The sequence below is a fragment of the Sphingomonas brevis genome, from assembly GCF_023516505.1.
GTDB classification, from domain to species: domain Bacteria; phylum Pseudomonadota; class Alphaproteobacteria; order Sphingomonadales; family Sphingomonadaceae; genus Sphingomicrobium; species Sphingomicrobium breve.
Map to the genome: position 1 here is coordinate 110,152 of NZ_JAMGBB010000001.1, position 17,475 is coordinate 127,626.

At 62.5% G+C, this 17,475-nt stretch carries 24 protein-coding genes; 19 read left to right on the forward strand and 5 right to left on the reverse strand.

Going from position 1 to position 17,475, the window contains the following annotated elements; translation table 11 throughout:
* Window positions 1–147: 147 nt before the first annotated feature.
* From LZ518_RS00555 to msrB, 4 genes are read left to right on the forward strand one after another with little or no spacing between them, the layout of a single operon-like run.
* Window positions 148–1,473, forward strand: a complete 1,326-nt coding sequence (locus tag LZ518_RS00555) for an epoxide hydrolase family protein (RefSeq protein ID WP_249914117.1) — start codon at window positions 148–150, stop codon at window positions 1,471–1,473.
* Window positions 1,474–1,498: 25 nt separating this feature from the next.
* A complete protein-coding gene (locus LZ518_RS00560) occupies window positions 1,499–1,873 on the forward strand; it encodes a cupin domain-containing protein (RefSeq protein ID WP_249914118.1) in 375 nt (124 codons plus the stop codon).
* Window positions 1,870–2,526 carry a TMEM175 family protein gene (locus LZ518_RS00565; protein ID WP_249914119.1) on the forward strand — a complete coding sequence of 219 codons (657 nt, stop codon included), beginning with the start codon at window positions 1,870–1,872 and terminating at the stop codon, window positions 2,524–2,526. Before LZ518_RS00560 ends, LZ518_RS00565 begins: the two co-directional genes overlap by 4 nt.
* A 23-nt stretch (window positions 2,527–2,549) precedes the next feature.
* Window positions 2,550–3,035, forward strand: a complete 486-nt coding sequence (gene msrB, locus LZ518_RS00570; protein WP_249914120.1) for a peptide-methionine (R)-S-oxide reductase MsrB — start codon at window positions 2,550–2,552, stop codon at window positions 3,033–3,035.
* 154 nt (window positions 3,036–3,189) lie between these two features.
* Here the strand turns inward: msrB and LZ518_RS00575 are convergent, their stop codons facing one another.
* Window positions 3,190–3,417 (reverse strand): tautomerase family protein, encoded by a 228-nt coding sequence (locus LZ518_RS00575; protein WP_249914121.1) that lies wholly within the window; start codon window positions 3,415–3,417, stop codon window positions 3,190–3,192.
* Window positions 3,418–3,541: 124 nt separating this feature from the next.
* On the opposite strand from LZ518_RS00575, the gene LZ518_RS00580 reads away from it, so the two are divergent.
* Complete coding sequence (locus LZ518_RS00580; protein ID WP_249914122.1) at window positions 3,542–4,243, forward strand: winged helix-turn-helix transcriptional regulator; 702 nt, start codon at window positions 3,542–3,544, stop codon at window positions 4,241–4,243.
* Window positions 4,244–4,302: 59 nt separating this feature from the next.
* On the opposite strand, the gene ctrA is transcribed toward LZ518_RS00580, so the two are convergent.
* Window positions 4,303–5,010: a response regulator transcription factor CtrA gene (gene ctrA, locus LZ518_RS00585; RefSeq protein ID WP_249914123.1), complete on the reverse strand. Its 708-nt coding sequence runs from the start codon at window positions 5,008–5,010 to the stop codon at window positions 4,303–4,305.
* A 242-nt stretch (window positions 5,011–5,252) separates the two neighbouring features.
* On the opposite strand from ctrA, the gene LZ518_RS00590 reads away from it, so the two are divergent.
* The 3 genes from LZ518_RS00590 to LZ518_RS00600 are packed head-to-tail and all read left to right on the forward strand — an operon-like array spanning window position 5,253 to window position 6,825.
* On the forward strand, window positions 5,253–5,939 hold the full coding sequence (locus LZ518_RS00590; RefSeq protein ID WP_249914124.1) for an RluA family pseudouridine synthase: 687 nt from the start codon (window positions 5,253–5,255) through the stop codon (window positions 5,937–5,939).
* On the forward strand, window positions 5,936–6,346 hold the full coding sequence (gene arfB, locus LZ518_RS00595; RefSeq protein ID WP_249914125.1) for an alternative ribosome rescue aminoacyl-tRNA hydrolase ArfB: 411 nt from the start codon (window positions 5,936–5,938) through the stop codon (window positions 6,344–6,346). Before LZ518_RS00590 ends, arfB begins: the two co-directional genes overlap by 4 nt.
* Window positions 6,346–6,825, forward strand: coding sequence for a GAF domain-containing protein (locus LZ518_RS00600; protein WP_249914126.1), 480 nt, complete (start codon window positions 6,346–6,348; stop codon window positions 6,823–6,825). Before arfB ends, LZ518_RS00600 begins: the two co-directional genes overlap by 1 nt.
* Here LZ518_RS00600 and LZ518_RS00605 read toward each other — a convergent pair.
* Window positions 6,822–7,280 carry a universal stress protein gene (locus LZ518_RS00605; protein WP_249914127.1) on the reverse strand — a complete coding sequence of 153 codons (459 nt, stop codon included), beginning with the start codon at window positions 7,278–7,280 and terminating at the stop codon, window positions 6,822–6,824. The two genes, LZ518_RS00600 and LZ518_RS00605, sit on opposite strands and share 4 nt — an antisense overlap.
* A 162-nt stretch (window positions 7,281–7,442) precedes the next feature.
* Between LZ518_RS00605 and LZ518_RS00610 the strand changes: the two genes are divergently transcribed.
* The 11 genes from LZ518_RS00610 to LZ518_RS00660 all read left to right on the forward strand — a co-directional run bounded on the left by LZ518_RS00610 (window position 7,443) and on the right by LZ518_RS00660 (window position 16,348).
* Complete coding sequence (locus tag LZ518_RS00610) at window positions 7,443–8,753, forward strand: pyruvate dehydrogenase complex dihydrolipoamide acetyltransferase (RefSeq protein WP_249914128.1); 1,311 nt, start codon at window positions 7,443–7,445, stop codon at window positions 8,751–8,753.
* 1 nt (window position 8,754) lies between these two features.
* Window positions 8,755–8,967 carry a hypothetical protein gene (locus tag LZ518_RS00615; protein ID WP_249914129.1) on the forward strand — a complete coding sequence of 71 codons (213 nt, stop codon included), beginning with the start codon at window positions 8,755–8,757 and terminating at the stop codon, window positions 8,965–8,967.
* 45 nt (window positions 8,968–9,012) lie between these two features.
* Window positions 9,013–9,363 (forward strand): acyl-CoA thioesterase, encoded by a 351-nt coding sequence (locus tag LZ518_RS00620; protein WP_249914130.1) that lies wholly within the window; start codon window positions 9,013–9,015, stop codon window positions 9,361–9,363.
* Window positions 9,356–10,768, forward strand: coding sequence for a dihydrolipoyl dehydrogenase (gene lpdA / locus LZ518_RS00625; protein ID WP_249914131.1), 1,413 nt, complete (start codon window positions 9,356–9,358; stop codon window positions 10,766–10,768). Before LZ518_RS00620 ends, lpdA begins: the two co-directional genes overlap by 8 nt.
* Entirely contained in the window at window positions 10,765–11,691 is a 927-nt protein-coding gene (locus LZ518_RS00630; protein WP_249914132.1) for a cation diffusion facilitator family transporter, read from the forward strand. Before lpdA ends, LZ518_RS00630 begins: the two co-directional genes overlap by 4 nt.
* Before the next feature lie 155 nt (window positions 11,692–11,846).
* Complete coding sequence (locus tag LZ518_RS00635) at window positions 11,847–13,109, forward strand: Xaa-Pro dipeptidase (protein WP_249914133.1); 1,263 nt, start codon at window positions 11,847–11,849, stop codon at window positions 13,107–13,109.
* Between the two features lie 41 nt (window positions 13,110–13,150).
* The gene (locus LZ518_RS00640; protein WP_249914134.1) at window positions 13,151–13,486 is read left to right on the forward strand and encodes a DUF3140 domain-containing protein; all 336 of its coding nucleotides are present in this window, start codon (window positions 13,151–13,153) and stop codon (window positions 13,484–13,486) included.
* Between the two features lie 119 nt (window positions 13,487–13,605).
* A complete protein-coding gene (locus LZ518_RS00645; protein WP_249914135.1) occupies window positions 13,606–14,232 on the forward strand; it encodes a hypothetical protein in 627 nt (208 codons plus the stop codon).
* A 43-nt stretch (window positions 14,233–14,275) separates the two neighbouring features.
* Window positions 14,276–15,190, forward strand: a complete 915-nt coding sequence (locus LZ518_RS00650; protein WP_249914136.1) for an aminotransferase class IV — start codon at window positions 14,276–14,278, stop codon at window positions 15,188–15,190.
* Window positions 15,187–15,615, forward strand: a complete 429-nt coding sequence (locus LZ518_RS00655; RefSeq protein WP_249914137.1) for a hypothetical protein — start codon at window positions 15,187–15,189, stop codon at window positions 15,613–15,615. Before LZ518_RS00650 ends, LZ518_RS00655 begins: the two co-directional genes overlap by 4 nt.
* Window positions 15,616–15,625: 10 nt before the next feature.
* On the forward strand, window positions 15,626–16,348 hold the full coding sequence (locus LZ518_RS00660) for a sulfotransferase (protein ID WP_249914138.1): 723 nt from the start codon (window positions 15,626–15,628) through the stop codon (window positions 16,346–16,348).
* Here the strand turns inward: LZ518_RS00660 and LZ518_RS00665 are convergent, their stop codons facing one another.
* Both LZ518_RS00665 and LZ518_RS00670 read right to left on the reverse strand, forming a co-directional pair.
* Window positions 16,349–16,924 (reverse strand): YbhB/YbcL family Raf kinase inhibitor-like protein, encoded by a 576-nt coding sequence (locus tag LZ518_RS00665; protein ID WP_249914139.1) that lies wholly within the window; start codon window positions 16,922–16,924, stop codon window positions 16,349–16,351.
* A gap of 32 nt (window positions 16,925–16,956) precedes the next feature.
* On the reverse strand, window positions 16,957–17,208 hold the full coding sequence (locus tag LZ518_RS00670) for a hypothetical protein (RefSeq protein WP_249914140.1): 252 nt from the start codon (window positions 17,206–17,208) through the stop codon (window positions 16,957–16,959).
* Window positions 17,209–17,475 lie beyond the last annotated feature (267 nt).

Genomic DNA, 17,475 nt, shown 5'->3' on the forward strand with positions numbered 1-17,475 from the left:
AACCCCGGTTAGCTTCTCTTGACCGACTCGCAGGCATGGGCGCACAGCGGCCACGGCCGCGCGTCCCCGTAGCGCACCAGCATTCTCCACGGCCCATTACCCGCGTGCCGTAATGCGTCTCATCCCCTTGAGCACCGGAGTTTTGCAATGGCCGACCCGATTCAGCCGACCCCTACCGCCACGGAAACGCTATCTCCCAAGCCTACTGAACCCTTTGTGGCAGGCGCCGGGGCCCAACCGGAACCGCATGTGGAAGATGCCTCAATCCGGCCATTCAGCTATCACGCATCGGACGACGAACTCGCCGATCTCAAGCGGCGGATCCTGGCAACCCGATGGCCCGACAGGGAAACCGTCAATGACGATAGCCAGGGGGTGCAACTGGCCACGATGAAGAACCTCGCCGACTATTGGGCGAGCGAATATGACTGGCGTAAGGTCGAAGCGCGCCTCAACTCCTTCCCGAATTTCCTGACCAAAATCGACGGCCTCGACATTCACTTCATCCATGTGAAGTCAAAGCATGAGAATGCCCTGCCGATCATCGTCACCCATGGCTGGCCAGGTTCGGTAATCGAGCAGTTGAAGATCATTGAACCGCTGACCGATCCGACAGCTTTCGGAGGAACGGCCGAAGATGCGTTTGATGTCGTGATCCCGTCGATCCCCGGTTATGGCTTCACGGAGATACCGACCCAATCAGGCTGGAACCCGCCGCGGGTCGCCCAGGCCTGGATCACACTGATGAAGCGGCTCGGCTACACGCGCTTCCTGGCGCAGGGCGGTGACTGGGGCGCGCTAATGACCGAGCTGATTGGCGTGATTGCGCCCCCGGAACTGGCGGCGATCCACACCAACATGCCGTCAACGGTGCCACCCGAAATCTATCAGGCATTGCGGGACGGCAGCGGACCACCTGCCGACCTTTCCGATGAGGAACGACGCGCCTTCGATCGACTGGATCTCTTCTTCACCCACGGTCTGGCCTATGCGAACCAGATGGGGCACCGCCCGCAAACGCTCTACGGCATCGCGGATTCCCCCGTGGGCCTCGCCGCCTGGTTCCTCGACCATGACATTTCGAGCTACCAGATGATCGCCCGCACGTTTGACGGCGTGGATGAGGGGCTCACTCGCGACGATGTCCTCGACAACATCACGGTCACCTGGCTGACCAACACGGCCATTTCCGGAGCCCGGCTATATTGGGAAGCGCTGCCGCGGACGTCCACCGGCTTCGGAATTGAACGCAACAACGTTCACTTCTTTGAGCCATTCGGCGTGAAAAGCCCGATCGCTGTGACCCAATTTCCCGACGAACTTTATCCGGTGCCGCGCAGTTGGGCGGAACGGGCATATCCCAACCTCATCCACTACGGTCAGAAGCCGAAGGGCGGGCATTTCGCCGCCTTCGAGCAGCCGGAATATCTGGTGAGCGAGCTGCGAACGGCTTTCCGTCAACTGCGGAAGTAACGTGATGCGATGGACGTTGGCTGCATTGGCGGCCACGCTGATCGCGGGGAGCGGTTCGCCGCTCCCCGTCCAGCAGCGCCCCGCGGGCTCGACGCGCACCGATTTGCAGCGGCACGACCTCAACATTCCAGGCCATGAGGTTCTCCAGGCGCGGGTCGATTTCGCGCCCGGCGCATCCTTCCCCCGACACAAGCATCCGGGCGAGGAGATCATTTATGTGATCGGCGGAACCATCGAATATGAGGTCGCCGGCAAGCCGGTCGTGGTGAAGGCGGGCGATGTGCTGTTTGTGGCCGACGGCGTGATCCACTCAGCGCGAAACATTGGAAGCGAGCCCGCCGCCGAACTCGCGACCTACGTTCTGCGAAAGGGTGAGCCGCTCACCACATTCACCGAATGAACGAAAAGACGGCCAATATCGAACTCAGGCCGACGAACCGCCGGCTGGAGCTATTTTCCGATGGCGTGTTCGCGATCGTCATCACGATCATGGTGATCGAAATCCATATTCCCGACATCTTGGCCTTTGCCAATGATCGGGCGGCGTTGAATCACCTGGCGGGTGAACTGCTCGCTTATGCCCTCAGCTTCCTGGTCATCGCCAACCTGTGGACCAGCCATCATTACCTTGTCTTCACGATTCACATGCCGGCGCGAAGCACGATCTGGTTCAACAATCTGCTGCTGTTTACGATCAGCTTGATCCCGATCACGACCCGTTTCCTTGGCATGCATCCGGGGTCTCCACGGGCAGCTGCATTTTACGGAGCGGTTGCCACAGCTTGCACCGGCGCATTCATGCTGCTGCGGTCGCACGCGGCCAGGAAGACGCATAATGAAGCGCATCGCCTGATACACCGGCGGATACTTCGACGAACCTGGCTGATCCTGGCGATCTATGCAGCGTCGATCCCGCTAGCCTTTGTCAACACTGGGCTTGCATGGGCCTGTTTCATCATAGTGCCGCCGATGCTGTTCCTGCCGATCATACGTGCCCAACCGATCCAGGCAGAGAGGGCGGATCAGCACGCAATGGAACGGAGCTGCCCATAGCAATTCGAGATGAGGATGCCGATATGGACATGATGACTACCCAGAAATTCGACCTTACCCCACCGACCGAGCCTCAGCTTCGCGAGCTTGAGGCGGACCTCGACGACCAGGAGCGGCATGTGCTGCTGGAGCATGGGACGGAAGCGCCGTTCTGCGGGGTGTTTCTCGATGAGAAGCGGCCGGGGGTCTATACCTGCCGGCTGTGCGGCCTGCCGCTGTTCAATGGCGGCCAAAAGTTCGAGAGTGGCACCGGCTGGCCAAGCTTCACCCAGCCATATTCGGCCGACCACCTGAAATATATCCATGACAGCAGCTACGGCATGATCCGCACCGAAATCGTCTGCACTCGGTGCGGTGCGCACCAGGGCCACGTCTTTCCTGATGGGCCTCCGCCGACCGGCGAGCGCTACTGCATCAACAGCGTATCGCTGGAATTCACGCCCAACGGCGAGCCGTTGCCCGACAAGCTCGGCAGGGGCTCACCGGAAGGCGAAGCCGTGGGAGGCTGAGGCTTAGCCTCGCCCACCGCGACCGGGGAGACGGTCATGGTGGTGGTCCCGGCGCTACCTTAAGGCGGAAGCTGGCGACGAGGGTTGGACAAACGGCGGACAGATGGGGTTAGGGAGAGGTTTCTGCCCGCCGTTTGTCGCTCGGCCGGCCTGGTTAGGCCGCCTTGAGCTTGCCGCTCATGGCATGGACCGCTGCAGCGTTGAGCGGCTGGCCGCCAATCGCCCAGTTGCCCTGCTCGACCTCGACGATCCGGACCCAGGTCACCTGGCGCAGTTCCTCGCCTTCGACCTCGATCATCGCTTCGGTGACTTTCTCAATCAACTCACGCTTCTTGGCGGGGCTGAAGACGTCCTTGATGACGTCGATGGTAACTAGCGGCATTGATGATCTCCTTGGTTGGATGGCAATCATCTGCCGCGGCCGGGCGTCGGCAGCCAGTTCAGCAAGTGAAGCATTGCACTACAGTTTCTGAAGCCGGCCGATTATATGAGCCGCCAAGGAGCGGATGATGAAATATGGTCAATTCTGTCCGATCGCGAAGGCAACCGAGATATTGGGCGAGCGCTGGAGTGTCCTGATCGTGCGTGAGCTGCTGATGGGCGGGAGGCGATTCAACGAGCTTCAGCGAGGACTTGGCGACATTTCGCCGGCACTGCTCACTGCCCGGCTCAAATCCTTCGAAGCCGAGGGTCTGGTGGTCAAGCGCCGCATTAGCGGCCAGCGCGGCTATGAATATTTTCCGACTTCATCGTGCGAGGCGCTGTTGCCGGTGGTTATCGCGATGGGCGAATGGGGCCTGTGCTGGGCCCGGGACAAGCTGACCGAGGATGATTTCGACATCGAATTCCTGATGTTTTACCTCGAGCGCAGCATCGATCCGTCGCAGCTTCCCGGCGATCACACCATCTTCCAGTTCAAGTTCAAGGATCTGACAGACCAGGCCAACTGGTGGCTGCTGGTCGATGGCGAAAAGGTCGACGTGTGCATTACGCGGCCGGGCCGGGACGTGGATCTGTTCTTCACCACGACGGCGCGCACCATGCACGACGTGTGGATGGGCGACCGCAGCTATCGCGAAGCAATGCAGGCCGGCGACCTGATCGTCGAGGGCGATCCTGTGCTGACCAGGCGGATCAGCAGCTGGCTGAAGCCGAGCGTATTCGCCGAATCCCAGCGGGCGCCGATTCCGGAGCTGCTGACGATCTAATGCAAAACGGCGGCGCATTTCTGCGCCACCGTTGCCACTCCCCTAGGAAATTTTGAGGCTTAGGCAGCGACTTCGGTTGTCGCCACATCGCCCTCCGCATCACGCAGCACATAGCCGCGGCCCCAGACGGTCTCGATATAATTGTCGCCGCCGCAAGCCAGCGAAAGCTTCTTGCGCAGTTTGCAAATGAACACGTCGATAATCTTGAGCTCGGGCTCGTCCATGCCGCCGTAAAGATGGTTGAGGAACATTTCCTTGGTCAGCGTGGTGCCCTTGCGGAGCGAGAGCAGCTCCAGCATCGCATATTCCTTGCCGGTCAGGTGCACTCGAGCGCCGTCGACCTCGACGGTCTTGGCGTCGAGGTTCACCGCCAGCTTGCCGGTGCGGATGACCGATTGCGAATGGCCCTTCGAGCGGCGCACGATCGCATGGATACGAGCGACGAGTTCGTCGCGATGGAACGGCTTGGTGACATAATCGTCGGCGCCGAAGCCGAGCGCGCGGACCTTGCTGTCCATCTCGCCGATGCCCGACAGGATCAGCACCGGAGTACCGACCTTGGCGGTACGAAGCTTCTTCAGCACGTCGTAACCGTGCATGTCCGGCAAATTGAGGTCGAGAAGGATGATGTCGTAGTCGTAGAGCTTACCGAGGTCCAAGCCCTCTTCGCCCAGATCTGTGGTGTAGACGTTAAAGCCTTCGGTGCCGAGCATCAGCTCGATGCTCTTGGCGATGGTCGCCTCGTCTTCGATCAGCAGAACCCGCATGCTCTATTCCCCTGGTTAGCTCGCCGGTTCGAGCGCAAATAGTTTCACGCTCTTAACGACGTCTAAGCGTCTATTAACCATGCGGTTTCTGACCTTAAAAGGTTAATAGTGCGTAAAACTTGGTAAATGCCGGGAATCGTTGCAGCGGTGCATCAGTTTATATCAGTGCTCCAGCCGATCTGGACCAAGTCTCTGGCCGAATTGGATTGCTTCACCTTGCTGCGAGTATCATTGGCGTTGCGATGAGCCTTGAAGACCGCATCCTATTTGTCGACGGCGAAGCGATCGTGATCGACAAGCCCGAGGGCCTGCCCGTCGACGCGCCGCGCGCCGGCGGCGACAGCATCGAGGCGCGCATTAACGAGCTGAGCCTGGGCTTCAAGCGGCCGCCAGTGCCGATGCACCGGCTCGACCGCGATACGTCGGGATGCCTGCTCCTCGCGCGCAACCCGCGCGCGCGGGCTGTATTCCAGCAAGCCTTTGAGGGCGGCACGGTCACGAAAAGCTATCTGGCGGTGCTCGATGGCGTCGTATCGGGTGATGAAGGTCTGATCGAGCTCCCGATCGCCAAGGTTTCGAGCGCCAGGGGCGGTTGGCGAATGGTGCCTGACGATAGCGGCAAGCCTTCCGCCACCCGCTGGCGGCGGATCGCCGAGGCTGACGGGCAAAGCCTGGTCGAACTACAACCCTTGTCGGGGCGTACCCACCAGCTTCGGGTCCATGCGGCGCGGGGGCTGGGCGCGGCGATCGTCGGCGACCCGGTCTATTCGCTGCCTGACGATGCCGAGCTGGGCGGGATGGTCCTCCCGGACAGCGGGATGCTGCTCCATGCCTGGCGGCTGGTCGTGCCGCGCGATCCAAAAGCGGCAATCGACGTTACCGCACCAGTGCCTGACCGCTTCGGCCGCTGGCTGGATTATCTGCCGTGAAACCCGAAGAGGTCGTCATCCCGGAAGATGCGCTGTCCGAGCGGTTCCTCGCCGCGACGGGGCCGGGCGGGCAGAATGTCAACAAGGTGGCGACCGCGTGCCAGCTGCGCGTCGACGTGTTCAAGCTCGGCCTGCCGCCGCATGCCTATGAGAAGCTCAAGCTGCTGGCGGGGAGCAGGATGACTGGCGGCGGCGAGCTGATCATTACCGCGCGCAGCTACCGCACGCAGGATGCCAATCGCGAGGATGCGCGCCGCCGACTTGCCGAAATGATCGCGGACGCCCATCTGGTTCGGCGCAAGCGCAAGCCGACCCGCCCGAGCAAGGCGGCCAAGGCCAGGCGCGTCGACGAGAAAAAGGGCCGGAGCGCGGTCAAGGCCGCGCGCGGACGAGTGAGGCTGGACTGATGTACGACTTCAAGATCGAGGCCGCGGACAAGGCGACAATGTATTCGGACCTCGCTTCGGCGCTCCAGGGCCTCGTTGCCGGCGAACCGGACGGCATCGCCAACATGGCCAATGCGACAGGACTGATTTACGAAACCCTTCCCGACGTTAATTGGGTCGGCTTCTACCGCAACATCGACGGGGAGCTGGTGCTCGGCCCGTTCCAGGGGCGGCCCGCCTGCATCCGCATGACGTTCGACCAGGGTGTGTGCGGTGCCGCGGCCAAGACCCGGCAGGTGCAGCGCGTCGAGGACGTTCACGCCTTCCCCGGCCACATCGCCTGCGACAGCGCATCGAACAGCGAGATCGTGGTGCCGTTGATCCGCGATGGCGAGCTGTTGGGAGTGCTCGACATCGACAGTCCCAAGCATGCGCGCTTCGATGCCGAGGATGAGGCAGGCGTCGTCCGCCTCGCCGAAATCATGACGCGGTCGATCTAGCTCAATATTTCCAATTGATCGTCGCTAAGGGCGCCGGGAATGATCATCACCGGCACCGGAAGCTTGCCGGCATCATGGCCGGTGAAATGGGCTACCAGCGGCCCGGGCTTGCCGGACGGGGCAGCACCCAGCACCAGCGCGGCTACGTCCTCGCGGGTGCCGATGTGGCCGCGCACCGCCGCCACCGGGTCGCCCTGCCGAACGATGATCTCGGGCGTGATGCCGGCGGCATTCATGATTTCGCCGACCGAGGCGGCGACAATCCCCTCGATCCTGAGGCGCTGCTCTTCCTCGATTGCCGCCTGGACGCCGCCCCATTGAACGAAATCCTGCGGCTCGACCACGGCAAGGACGTCGACCTCCCCGTCCGTCTTGGCGGCGCGGCGCGCGGCGAAGCGCAACGCAACTCGCGCTTCGGGACTATCGTCGATCACGACCAAATAGGTTCGCGCCATCCCTTTATTCTCCCCGAAAGAAAGCTGCGGCAACTCCAGGCGTGTGGCAAGCTTTTCCGATGCAAGAGGCTGGCTTGTCGCCGGGAAAGCTGTGTTCGTGCTTGACCCGCCTATCGCTTTGGCCTTTGTGCCGGACGACTCTGACCTAGCTCCGAGAGTGCAATGTCGATCGAACTGAAAATGCCCGCCCTGTCACCGACGATGGAGGAGGGAACGCTCGCCAAGTGGCTGGTCAAGGAAGGCGACACGGTGTCGTCCGGCGATATTCTTGCCGAAATCGAGACCGATAAGGCGACGATGGAGTTCGAGGCGGTCGACGAGGGCAAGATCGCCAAGATCCTGGTGCCGGAAGGCTCGGATGGCGTGAAGGTCGGAACGCCGATAGCGATTTTGGCTGGTGAAGGCGAAGAGGTGAGCGCGATAGCGCCTGCGCCCAAGCCGGAGGCAGCCCCCGCCCCCAAAGCCGAGACGCCCGTGGCCGCGCCTGCTCCGGCGACGCCCGCACCGGTTGCAGCGGCACCTGTGACAGCTGCGGCACGAGCAGACAGCGGCGACCGCATCAAGGCCTCGCCGCTGGCGCGCCGGCTGGCCGAAGCTCAGGGAATCGACCTTTCAACGCTGACCGGAAGCGGCCCCGGTGGCCGTATCGTCCGTGCCGATCTCGGTACGGCTGGTGGCGGCGCCCAGGCAGCGCACGTGGCACGTGCGGCGGCAGCGGTGGCGTCCGCGCCGCAACCGGCCGGACTCCAGCCGGTCGAGGCGGAACTGGCCTTTACCGGCGGCATCCCGCACGAGGCGGTGAAGCTCAGCAACATGCGCAAGACCATTGCGCGCCGGCTGACGGAATCGAAACAGCAGATCCCGCACATCTATTTGACGCTCGACGCCAATCTGGACGCCCTGCTGAAGCTGCGCACGGAGCTTAATGCCGGGCTGGCGAGCCGGGGCGTCAAGCTCAGCGTCAACGACATGCTGATCAAGGCGCTGGCGCTGGCGCTCATCGAGGTGCCGGAGTGCAACGTCAGCTTCGCCGGCGATCAGCTGATCAAATATGGCCGTGCCGACATCTCGGTCGCTGTGTCGATCCCCAACGGCCTCATCACACCGATCATTGTCGGGGCCGAAGCCAAGGCGATCTCGGCGATCAGCAAGGAGATGGGCGACCTCGCCGGCCGGGCCAAGGAGGGCAAGCTGCAGCCGCACGAATATCAGGGCGGCACCGCATCGCTCAGCAATATGGGCATGTTCGGGATCAAGCATTTCGAGGCGGTCATCAATCCGCCGCAGGGGATGATCATGGCAATCGGGGCCGGCGAAAAGCGGCCTTATGTGATCGACGATAGCTTGCAGATCGCAACCGTGATGAGCGCCACCGGCAGCTTCGATCATCGTGCCATCGACGGCGCCGACGGTGCCAGGCTGATGAAGACATTCAAGGAGCTGATCGAAAGCCCCTTGGGGCTGGTGGCGTGAGATGAAGTGGCTGGCAGCCCTCGCGCTCGGCGCGATTGTCGGCTTTCTGGTGCCGATGATTTTCGGCGGCGAAGCCGGCTTCTGGCTGCACAGCTGGACGAAATGGGGAACCATTCGCCCATTTGAACACTCGCGCGGCCTGCTGTTTTCAATCCCGCTGGGATTGGGAGCCGCATTTGTGTTCCGGATGTTTTTCAACTGGCACAGCGGCTGAGCACGGACCTTGCCGGATCGAGTTCCCCTTATCCGAGTGACGGCGATGCCGTCCGACACCAACCCCTATGGCGGGGTGTTCGGCGGTTGGCTGATGGGGCAGATGGGCCTGGCTTGCGGGTCGTTCGCATCGCGCCATTCGAACGGCAAGGCAATTCTGGTCGGGGCCAATGAAATTTCATTTCCGGGTGCGATGTCGGTCGGCGATGAGCTCAGCATCTATGTCGAATTGCTGAAGCAGGGCCGGACTTCGTTGAAACTCAAGGCCGAAGCGATCGGGCGCCAGCGCGACGGCGACCGGCAAACCGTCGTTGCGGAAGGCGAATTCACCTTCGTCGCGCTCGACGCCAACGACAAGCCGCGAGAGATCGGGGCCAAAGAGGAAAGCAATGGCTGAAAGTTACGACCTCATCGTTCTCGGTTCCGGACCGGGCGGCTATGTCGCCGCGATCCGCGCCGCGCAGCTCGGCCTCAAGACCGCGATCGTCGAGCGCGAAAATCTGGGCGGAATTTGCCTCAACTGGGGCTGCATCCCGACCAAGGCGCTGCTCCGGTCGGGCGAGATGCTGCATCATATGCGCCACGCCGACAGCTTCGGCCTGGTCGCCGGCGAGGTTAAGCCCGACCTTGCCAAGATCGTCGCTCGAAGCCGGGCGGTGGCGAAGCAGCTGAACCAGGGCGTGACGCACCTGATGAAAAAGAACAAGATTACGGTCCACATGGGCACTGGCGAGATCACCGCGCCGGGCAGGATGACGGTCACCGCCGACGGCAAGAAGAGCGACCTTGCCGCCAAGCACATCATTATCGCCACCGGCGCACGGGCCCGCGAACTGCCGTTTGCCCAATCGGACGGCAAGAAGATCTGGACTTACCGCCATGCAATGACCCCGGCGGAGATGCCGACCGATCTTCTGGTTATCGGGTCGGGCGCGATCGGGATAGAATTCGCCAGCTTTTATAATGACATGGGTTCAAAGGTAACGGTCGTTGAAATGCTTGACCGGGTGGTGCCGGTGGAGGATGCCGAAGTCAGCGACTTCCTTGCCAAGAGCCTCGCCAAGCAGGGCATGACGCTGCTGACGTCGGCCGGGGTCGAAAGCCTCAAGGCCGATGCCAAGGGCGTCGCGGCGAAGATCAAGACCAAGGACGGCAAGGTCGAGGAGAAGCGCTTCTCCCACTGCATCGTCGCGGTCGGCATTGCCCCCAACACCGAGAATATCGGGATCGAAAAGCTCGGCATCAAAACCACCAAGGGCCATATCGACACCGACGGCATGTGCCGCACCAACGTGCCCGGCATTTCGGCGATCGGCGACGTTACCGCACCGCCGTGGCTGGCGCACAAGGCGAGCCATGAGGGAATCATCGCGGTCGAGGCGATCGCCGAGCAGCTAGGCAACAAGAACGTTCATCCCCACGCGATGGACGCCAGGAACATCCCCGGCTGCACCTACTGCCACCCGCAGGTGGCAAGCGTTGGCCTGACCGAAGCCAAGGCCAAGGAAGCCGGCCATGACGTCAAAGTCGGTAAATTCCCCTTCATCGGCAACGGCAAGGCGATCGCGCTGGGCGAAGTCGAAGGCTTCGTAAAAACGGTGTTCGACGCCAAAACCGGCGAATTGCTTGGAGCGCATATGATCGGCGCGGAAGTGACGGAGCTGATCCAGGGCTATACCGTCGGCAAGACAGCCGAACTGGTCGAGACCGATTTCATCAACACCGTCTACCCGCACCCGACGATCAGCGAGACGATGCACGAGAGCGTGTTGGCGGCCTACGGACGGGTGCTGCACATTTGAGCGCTGCCGGCCACGGCAACCGGACCATCTGGATCGCCTTTGGGGCGAACCTCGGCATTGCCGTTGCCAAGTTTGTGGCCGCGGCGATCACCGGTTCGTCGGCGATGCTTACCGAGGGCGTTCACTCGGTCGTCGATTCCACCAACCAGCTGTTGCTACTGTGGGGTCGCCGGGCCGCCAAGCGCCCTGCCGACGAAAATCATCCGTTCGGCTATGGCAGGGAGCTCTACTTCTGGAGCTTCGTGGTCGCGGTGCTTGTGTTTGCGCTCGGCGCGGGCGTGTCGATCTATGAAGGCATCATCCATATTGCCGAGCCGGAGCCGGCCGTATCGCCGCTAGTAGCCTATGGTGTGCTGCTGATCGCCTTCTTGCTGGAGGGCGGATCGACGTGGGAGGCGTTCAAGGAATTCAAGATAGCCAAGGGCAAGCTCGGCTGGATCAAGGCGATCCAGCAATCGAAGGACCCGACCGGCTTCATCGTCCTGCTGGAAAATGGCGCCGCGATGTTCGGCATCGTCGCCGCGGCGGTTGGCCTGGGGGTAAGCCAATGGACCGGCGATCCGCGCTATGACGGCGCCGCCTCAATCATCATCGGCGCGATCCTTGGCGTCACCGCCTTTTTCCTTGCTTATGAGTCCAAGGCGCTGCTGATCGGCGAGGCGGCCGATCCGGAACTGGTTGCCGCAATCCACGCGCTCGTTCTGGAGAAGGAGGCGGTGGTCACGATTGGCGAGATACTGACGGTGCACAGCGCCCCCGACCAGATCATGGCGATGCTGGCGGTCGATTTCGACGACAGCATATCCGCGCGCGAGGTCGAGCGGCTGGTGTGCCAAATCGAAGACGAGACCCAGGCGAAATTCCCCGACGTCACTCGACTCTACATTCGTCCGTTCAGCGATGCCGATCGGGGAGGCTGCTGATCGCGCGCTAAAGAAATGCTGTCCTACGGCCGCCAATCTGTGCCAACGGCAACTGACAGCGCTGCGCGATGCCGACCCGGCAAAGCCTTGTTCGGTCGGGCTCCATTGTCAGCGTGAACTTGTGTGAACATTCGCAGTCATATTTGGGGGTATTTATGCGTAGTTTGCTGCTGGCCGCCGCGCTGCTGGTTTCGTCTGCCGCGTCGGCCACGACCGTGGTCACCGCCGATCGCTATCTCGACGTCAACAGCGGTAAATATGTGGAACATCCGGCGATCTTCATCGCCGACGATGGCCATATCACCTCCATCGCCGACGCGCGGACCGTACGGTGGGGCGCGGACGTCAAGCAGGTCAACCTTGCGGGGAAGACGCTGCTCCCCGGTTTCATCGACATGCACGTGCATTTGACCAGCCTGGCCGAAATCGGCGGCTACCAGGGTCTAAAATACACCGACAGTTTCTGGTCGGCGGTCGGGGTCGCCAATGCCGTCAAGACGCTAGCGGCCGGCTTCACCACCGTACGCAACGTCGGCAGCTCCGAATTCCAGGATGTGGGCCTTAAGGAAGCGATCGACGGCGGCTGGATCGCCGGACCGCGGATCATCCCCGCGGCGTATGCGATCGGCGCGACCGGCGGGCATTGCGACGAAAGCGGATTACCGCCGAGCTATGACAAGAAGAGCGTATCGGCGGTCGATAGCCCGCAAGAAGCTCGAGCAAAGGTCCGCTGGCTCCACAAATATGGAGCCGAGGTGATCAAGATCTGCGCTACCGGCGGCGTGTTCAGCCTCGGCGACAGCGTCGGCGGGCAGCAGCTCAGCCTGGAAGAAATGAAGGCGATCGCCGACGAGGCCCATATGCTGCACCTGAGGGTGGCGGCTCACGCCCATGGCGACGAGGGAATCCATGATGCGATCCTGGCTGGGATCGACACGATCGAGCATGGCAGCCTGGCCTCTGACGCGACGCTGAAGCTGGCGCTGGCGCGCAAGCAGCCGATCTGGTTTTCGATGGATATTTACAATGACGATTACATCGTCGCGACCGGCACCTCGAATGGGACAGAGCAGGAAAGCCTCGACAAGGAGAAGGCGATTGCGCTGAAGCAGCGGCAGACCTTCCAGCGCGGGGTGCAACTGGGCGTTCCGATGGTGTTCGGGTCCGATGCCGGCGTCTATCCGCACGGCAACAACGGCAAGCAGTTTGCCAAGATGGTCGAATGGGGGATGACCCCGCTGCAGGCGATCCAGGCGGCGACACGCAATGCCTCGCAAGCGCTTGGCCGCGACGATGTCGGTTCGATCGAGGTCGGGCGTTACGGAGATCTGGTGGCGGTAACCGGGGATCCGACGCGGGACGTGCGGCTACTCGAAAAGCCCGACGCGGTGGTCAAGGGCGGCGAGCTGGTTCGCTAGTCCGGTTTGAACCGCCGGCCGTTCACGGAGTTATCCCGGCCATGGCTAAGATCGACCAGGCGAAGGTCCGGCGCGAGTTTGAAACGGCGGTCAATATGTCCGCCGGGGAAATCCGCGAGTGGCTGGATACCGACGAGAGCAAGTTGGTCGGGTACAGGCGTGAAGGATCGACCGAAAGCGTCGGGCACGCCAGCGGGCGGCGAATCGTGCAGCTCTTGGGAAAGAAAGCGGCCGAGCTCAGCGATGACGACTACGCCCATATGCGCAAGGTGGTCGGCTATGTGCACCGCCACCGCGCCCAGCGGCCCGAGAATATCTACACCTCACGCTGGCGCTACAGCCTGATGAACTGGGGACATGATCCGACCAGGGAATGACGGCGTTTCAACCTGTTAATTGAACGGGCTGACAATGGAGATGGTGGAGCGAGTAATTAACCCTCGCCCATAACCAATAGGCAGGGTCCGAGGCGTAGATTGTGCGCAGGAGAAGGGCCATGCAGAGCTACTACCCTTCGCGCACGAGGATATTTTTCGAAGTCCTGTGCGCTTTTGCGATGGTGACATCGTGCGTCGGCGCCTGGCGGCAGACCGGGGCGTCGGCCCTGTTGATCGCCGCGGCCGTCGCGGCACTCTATGGTCTTGTCCACCTGTTCGACATGCGGCGGCCCAAGCCGGCGGAAGCGGTCGAGCCGCAACGGATCGACTTCGAGCCCGAGACACTCGACGTGGTCGTGCCGATGGTCGCGGTCGAAGAACCGCCAACTGTCGACCCGGTCGTAGCTGAAGCGGAAGTGGTCGACATATCGGTTGCCGCGCGGACCGGGTCGGGACGCCGGTCGGGCGGCTCTCGCAAGACTGGCGGTCGGCGCACCAAGGCGCCCAAGGCGGAAAAGGCGGCGGAAGTCGCCCCCGTAGTGCAAGAAGACGCGCCGGTAGAGGAATTCGACGCCCTTCCGCCGCTGGCCGCCGAGCCTGAACTGGCAGAAGTTGGATTTGAGGAAGATGAATTCGTCTTCCCGGCCGATGACGAGCCAGCTCCGCAGCAAATCCAGCCACTGTTCGAGCCCGAGCCGTTCGTCAGGATGCCGCGCCAGGGGTTCGGCCGAAGAGGGCGGCTTTAATCCGCTACTTGCCAAGGCGTAATCGCCGCTCCACGCTTCGTGCATGGCGCAGATGCACGACGTGTCCGATCCTCGCAATGCTTCGATTCTGATCGACGTCAATGGCGAATTGAAGCCGCGCGCCGAGGCAGTCGTCTCGGTATTCGACAGCGGATTCATGCTCGGCGACGGGGTTTGGGAGGGGCTTCGAATCCATAAGGGCCGGGCGGCCTTCCTCGATCGACACCTCGACCGGCTGTTCGAAGGCGCCAAGGCGATCGCGATGGATGTCGGCTTGTCGCGCGAGGAGTTGACCAGGCGGCTGTATGAAACGCTCGATGCCAACGGCATGAGCGAGGGAGTACATGTGCGGCTGATGGTGACGCGCGGCGTGCGCTCGACGCCTTACCAGGACCCGCGGGTGGTGGTGACGCCGGCGACCGTGGTGATCATCCCCGAATATAAGGAACCCGACCCGTCGATCTATGAGCGAGGCCTCAAGCTGTTCACGGTCCATGTGCGACGCGGTGACCCGGCCGTGCAGGACCAGAAGATCAATTCGCACAGCAAATTGAACTGCATCCTGGCTTCGATTCAAGCGACACAGGCCGGGGCGGACGAAGCGCTGATGCTCGATCCGCACGGCTTCGTCGCGACCTGCAACTCGACGCATTTCTTCATCGTGAGAAAGGGCGAGCTGTGGACCTCAAGCGGCAAATATTGCCTGGGCGGGATTACCCGCGGCCTGGCGATCGAAGTGGCGCGAGAGGCCGGCCTAACCGTAATGGAAAAGGACTTCTCGCTGACCGATGTCTACGGCGCCGACGAGGCGTTCGTCACCGGCACCTTCGCGGGCATAGTGCCCGTCCGTGAGGTCGACGGGCGAGCGCTGAACTGTCGCGGGCCGATGGTCGAGCGGCTGCAGCAACTGTACAGTGAGCGCATGGAGCGCGAAACAAGCGAGGGTAGCCGTCCATGAAATTGGCGTTGCGCATTTTCGGGGCCGTTGGCTTGGCCCTGCTGACAGCGGGAACCGCCGCCGCACAACAGACGGTCATCCAGGTCGTCGATCTTGCCGAAAAAGGCCTGTCCACCGAGGGTGGCGAAGCGACCTTGTACCGAGTGAAAAACAGCAATCCAAAGCTTTGCAAGATCGATGTGATCCAATTCGGCGAGGAAGGACGATCGATCCTCGAGTTCGAGTTTCGATCGAAGCTGCTCGCGGCCGAAGCCAGGGAATATCGCTACAAGGTCCCCATCGCGGTGGACCCGAAAGCCAAGCCGAAGCTGACGAAGAAAACCACCATGGCCGATCGAGCGGGCAGGGAGTCGCTGCAAAAGGAATTTGAGACTTACAAGGCCCTGTTCGATCCGGCCGACCTGGCAAAATGCCTGGCGGGCTAGCGCGGTGACGATGAGTATCGCGATGTGGTCGGGGCCGCGGAACCTCAGCACCGCGATGATGCGCAGCTTCGGCAGCCGGGCCGACACCTTTGTCAGCGACGAGCCATTCTACGGCGCCTACCTAAAGGCCACTGGCGACCCGCAGCCGATGGCGGATCGGGTGATTGCCTCGATGGATTGCGATTGGGGAAGCGTCGCGCGGACTTTGGCCGGGCCGGCGCCGGGCGGAGCGCCGATCTGGTACCAGAAACATATGGCGCATCACATGGTCGGGCCGGTGGCAAATGACGATTTGCCGGGGCTGAGTCACGCCTTTCTGATTCGTGATCCGGCGCGGGTAGTAGCTAGTTACGCCGCAAAGCGGGTCGCGGTCCGCCCCGACCACCTCGGCGTCGAGCGGCAGGTCGAATATTTTGAGCGCGAGGCCGACCGGCTGGGCCATGCGCCGCCAGTGGTTGATAGCGCCGACATATTGGGCGACCCGCCGGCCATGCTGGAGCGACTGTGCGTCGCGCTTGGCATTCCGTGGGACCGGGCGATGCTCAGCTGGCAGCCGGGGATCAGGGACACCGACGGCGTGTGGGCGTCGCACTGGTACGATACGGTCGCTGCCAGCACCGGATTTGGATCGCCCGACGACAGGCCGGTCGAGCTTGACGACGAGGCCAGACGGGTAGCCGATGCCTGCCGTCCCTTCTACGAACGGTTGGCCGAGCATCGCATCATTGCCTGATCATTTGCGCTCGTAGGTTCCGGTCAGTTGGGCGCGGCCGGCGAGATGCCTTTCAGTGGCGGCTTCGAGAGCCTTCACGTCAGGGCTTTCTCCGATTTCGAGATTTTCGATATCGAGTGCCATCAGCCTGAACCGGTAATGATGCGGTCCATGGCCTTTGGGTGGACAGGCCCCGCCATAACCGGGCTTGCCGAAATCGTTGCGGGCCTGGCCCATCGGCCCTTCGTCATGGTTGCCGGCGCCTGGCGCCAGCTCCCGCGCGACCGAGGGGATATTATATGCTCCCCAGTGCCGGAAGGTACCATTCGGAGCGTCGGGGTCGTCGACCACCAGGGCGAAGCTCCTTGTGCCGGCCGGCGGATCGGACCAGTTGAGCGGCGGCGATCGGCCAGTGCCGTCGCATGTAAATTCGACAGGGAGCGCCTGGCCGTCGGCAAAGGCGCTGCTGTGGAGCTTGAGGCCGTTCTCCGCCGCCTCCTCGCGGCTGGCGCCACAGCTAGTCGCGACAGCGAGCAGGGCTGCCGCGGTGCCGCGCCGCATCCACTGATGTGCCATGATCGAAAAACGAGCCGTCACCGCCCGCCGTTCCGCGGCAGGCGACCAGCCGGTCAACCGATGACCCGGACGCCTTCCCTGGCCCAATCCCTGTCGACGTCGACCTCCTGCTCGGCCCATTGGGCACGGGTCCAGCAATGGATAGCTTCGACGCGGCTGCCGGTTTCGGGCTCGACACGCATGCAATATAGGGTTTCGGGCGTGCCCGCCGGGGGCTCGGCCGGGACCGGATCGGGATTTGCCGCCAATGCCGGCGATGCGATGGCGGCCAGGCCAATTGCAACGAGCAATGCTTTACGTGCCATGTGGTTTCTCCTTGAATGGCAACGCGGCAAGATTAGCGCTTGTTGCGGCCCGGCGCGAGGCTGTTTCGACGAAGGGGCGGTTGACCGGAAGGGGGAGCGCCGCTAATGGCCCGCTCGTCCGCGGGTCCTGTGATTCTTCACACCTCCCACGGGCAAGAGCTGAACATTGCTCAACGACGTGATGGCCCGCTGGCCCCAGGCTGACGGGACTTCGCGCTTTTGCGTTGCGCAAAGTAACCGCCGGAAATCCGGCAACGAAAGGTGAAG

Coding starts and splice junctions, on each gene's coding strand:
- LZ518_RS00555 (WP_249914117.1), top strand. CDS start 148: ATGGCCGACCCGATTCAGCCGACCCCTACCGCCACGGAAACGCTATCT.
- LZ518_RS00565 (WP_249914119.1), top strand. CDS start 1,870: ATGAACGAAAAGACGGCCAATATCGAACTCAGGCCGACGAACCGCCGG.
- msrB (WP_249914120.1), top strand. CDS start 2,550: ATGGACATGATGACTACCCAGAAATTCGACCTTACCCCACCGACCGAG.
- LZ518_RS00575 (WP_249914121.1), bottom strand. CDS start 3,417: ATGCCGCTAGTTACCATCGACGTCATCAAGGACGTCTTCAGCCCCGCC.
- LZ518_RS00580 (WP_249914122.1), top strand. CDS start 3,542: ATGATGAAATATGGTCAATTCTGTCCGATCGCGAAGGCAACCGAGATA.
- ctrA (WP_249914123.1), bottom strand. CDS start 5,010: ATGCGGGTTCTGCTGATCGAAGACGAGGCGACCATCGCCAAGAGCATC.
- LZ518_RS00590 (WP_249914124.1), top strand. CDS start 5,253: ATGAGCCTTGAAGACCGCATCCTATTTGTCGACGGCGAAGCGATCGTG.
- LZ518_RS00600 (WP_249914126.1), top strand. CDS start 6,346: ATGTACGACTTCAAGATCGAGGCCGCGGACAAGGCGACAATGTATTCG.
- LZ518_RS00605 (WP_249914127.1), bottom strand. CDS start 7,280: ATGGCGCGAACCTATTTGGTCGTGATCGACGATAGTCCCGAAGCGCGA.
- LZ518_RS00610 (WP_249914128.1), top strand. CDS start 7,443: ATGTCGATCGAACTGAAAATGCCCGCCCTGTCACCGACGATGGAGGAG.
- LZ518_RS00615 (WP_249914129.1), top strand. CDS start 8,755: ATGAAGTGGCTGGCAGCCCTCGCGCTCGGCGCGATTGTCGGCTTTCTG.
- LZ518_RS00620 (WP_249914130.1), top strand. CDS start 9,013: ATGCCGTCCGACACCAACCCCTATGGCGGGGTGTTCGGCGGTTGGCTG.
- lpdA (WP_249914131.1), top strand. CDS start 9,356: ATGGCTGAAAGTTACGACCTCATCGTTCTCGGTTCCGGACCGGGCGGC.
- LZ518_RS00635 (WP_249914133.1), top strand. CDS start 11,847: ATGCGTAGTTTGCTGCTGGCCGCCGCGCTGCTGGTTTCGTCTGCCGCG.
- LZ518_RS00640 (WP_249914134.1), top strand. CDS start 13,151: ATGGCTAAGATCGACCAGGCGAAGGTCCGGCGCGAGTTTGAAACGGCG.
- LZ518_RS00645 (WP_249914135.1), top strand. CDS start 13,606: ATGCAGAGCTACTACCCTTCGCGCACGAGGATATTTTTCGAAGTCCTG.
- LZ518_RS00650 (WP_249914136.1), top strand. CDS start 14,276: ATGGCGCAGATGCACGACGTGTCCGATCCTCGCAATGCTTCGATTCTG.
- LZ518_RS00655 (WP_249914137.1), top strand. CDS start 15,187: ATGAAATTGGCGTTGCGCATTTTCGGGGCCGTTGGCTTGGCCCTGCTG.
- LZ518_RS00660 (WP_249914138.1), top strand. CDS start 15,626: ATGAGTATCGCGATGTGGTCGGGGCCGCGGAACCTCAGCACCGCGATG.
- LZ518_RS00670 (WP_249914140.1), bottom strand. CDS start 17,208: ATGGCACGTAAAGCATTGCTCGTTGCAATTGGCCTGGCCGCCATCGCA.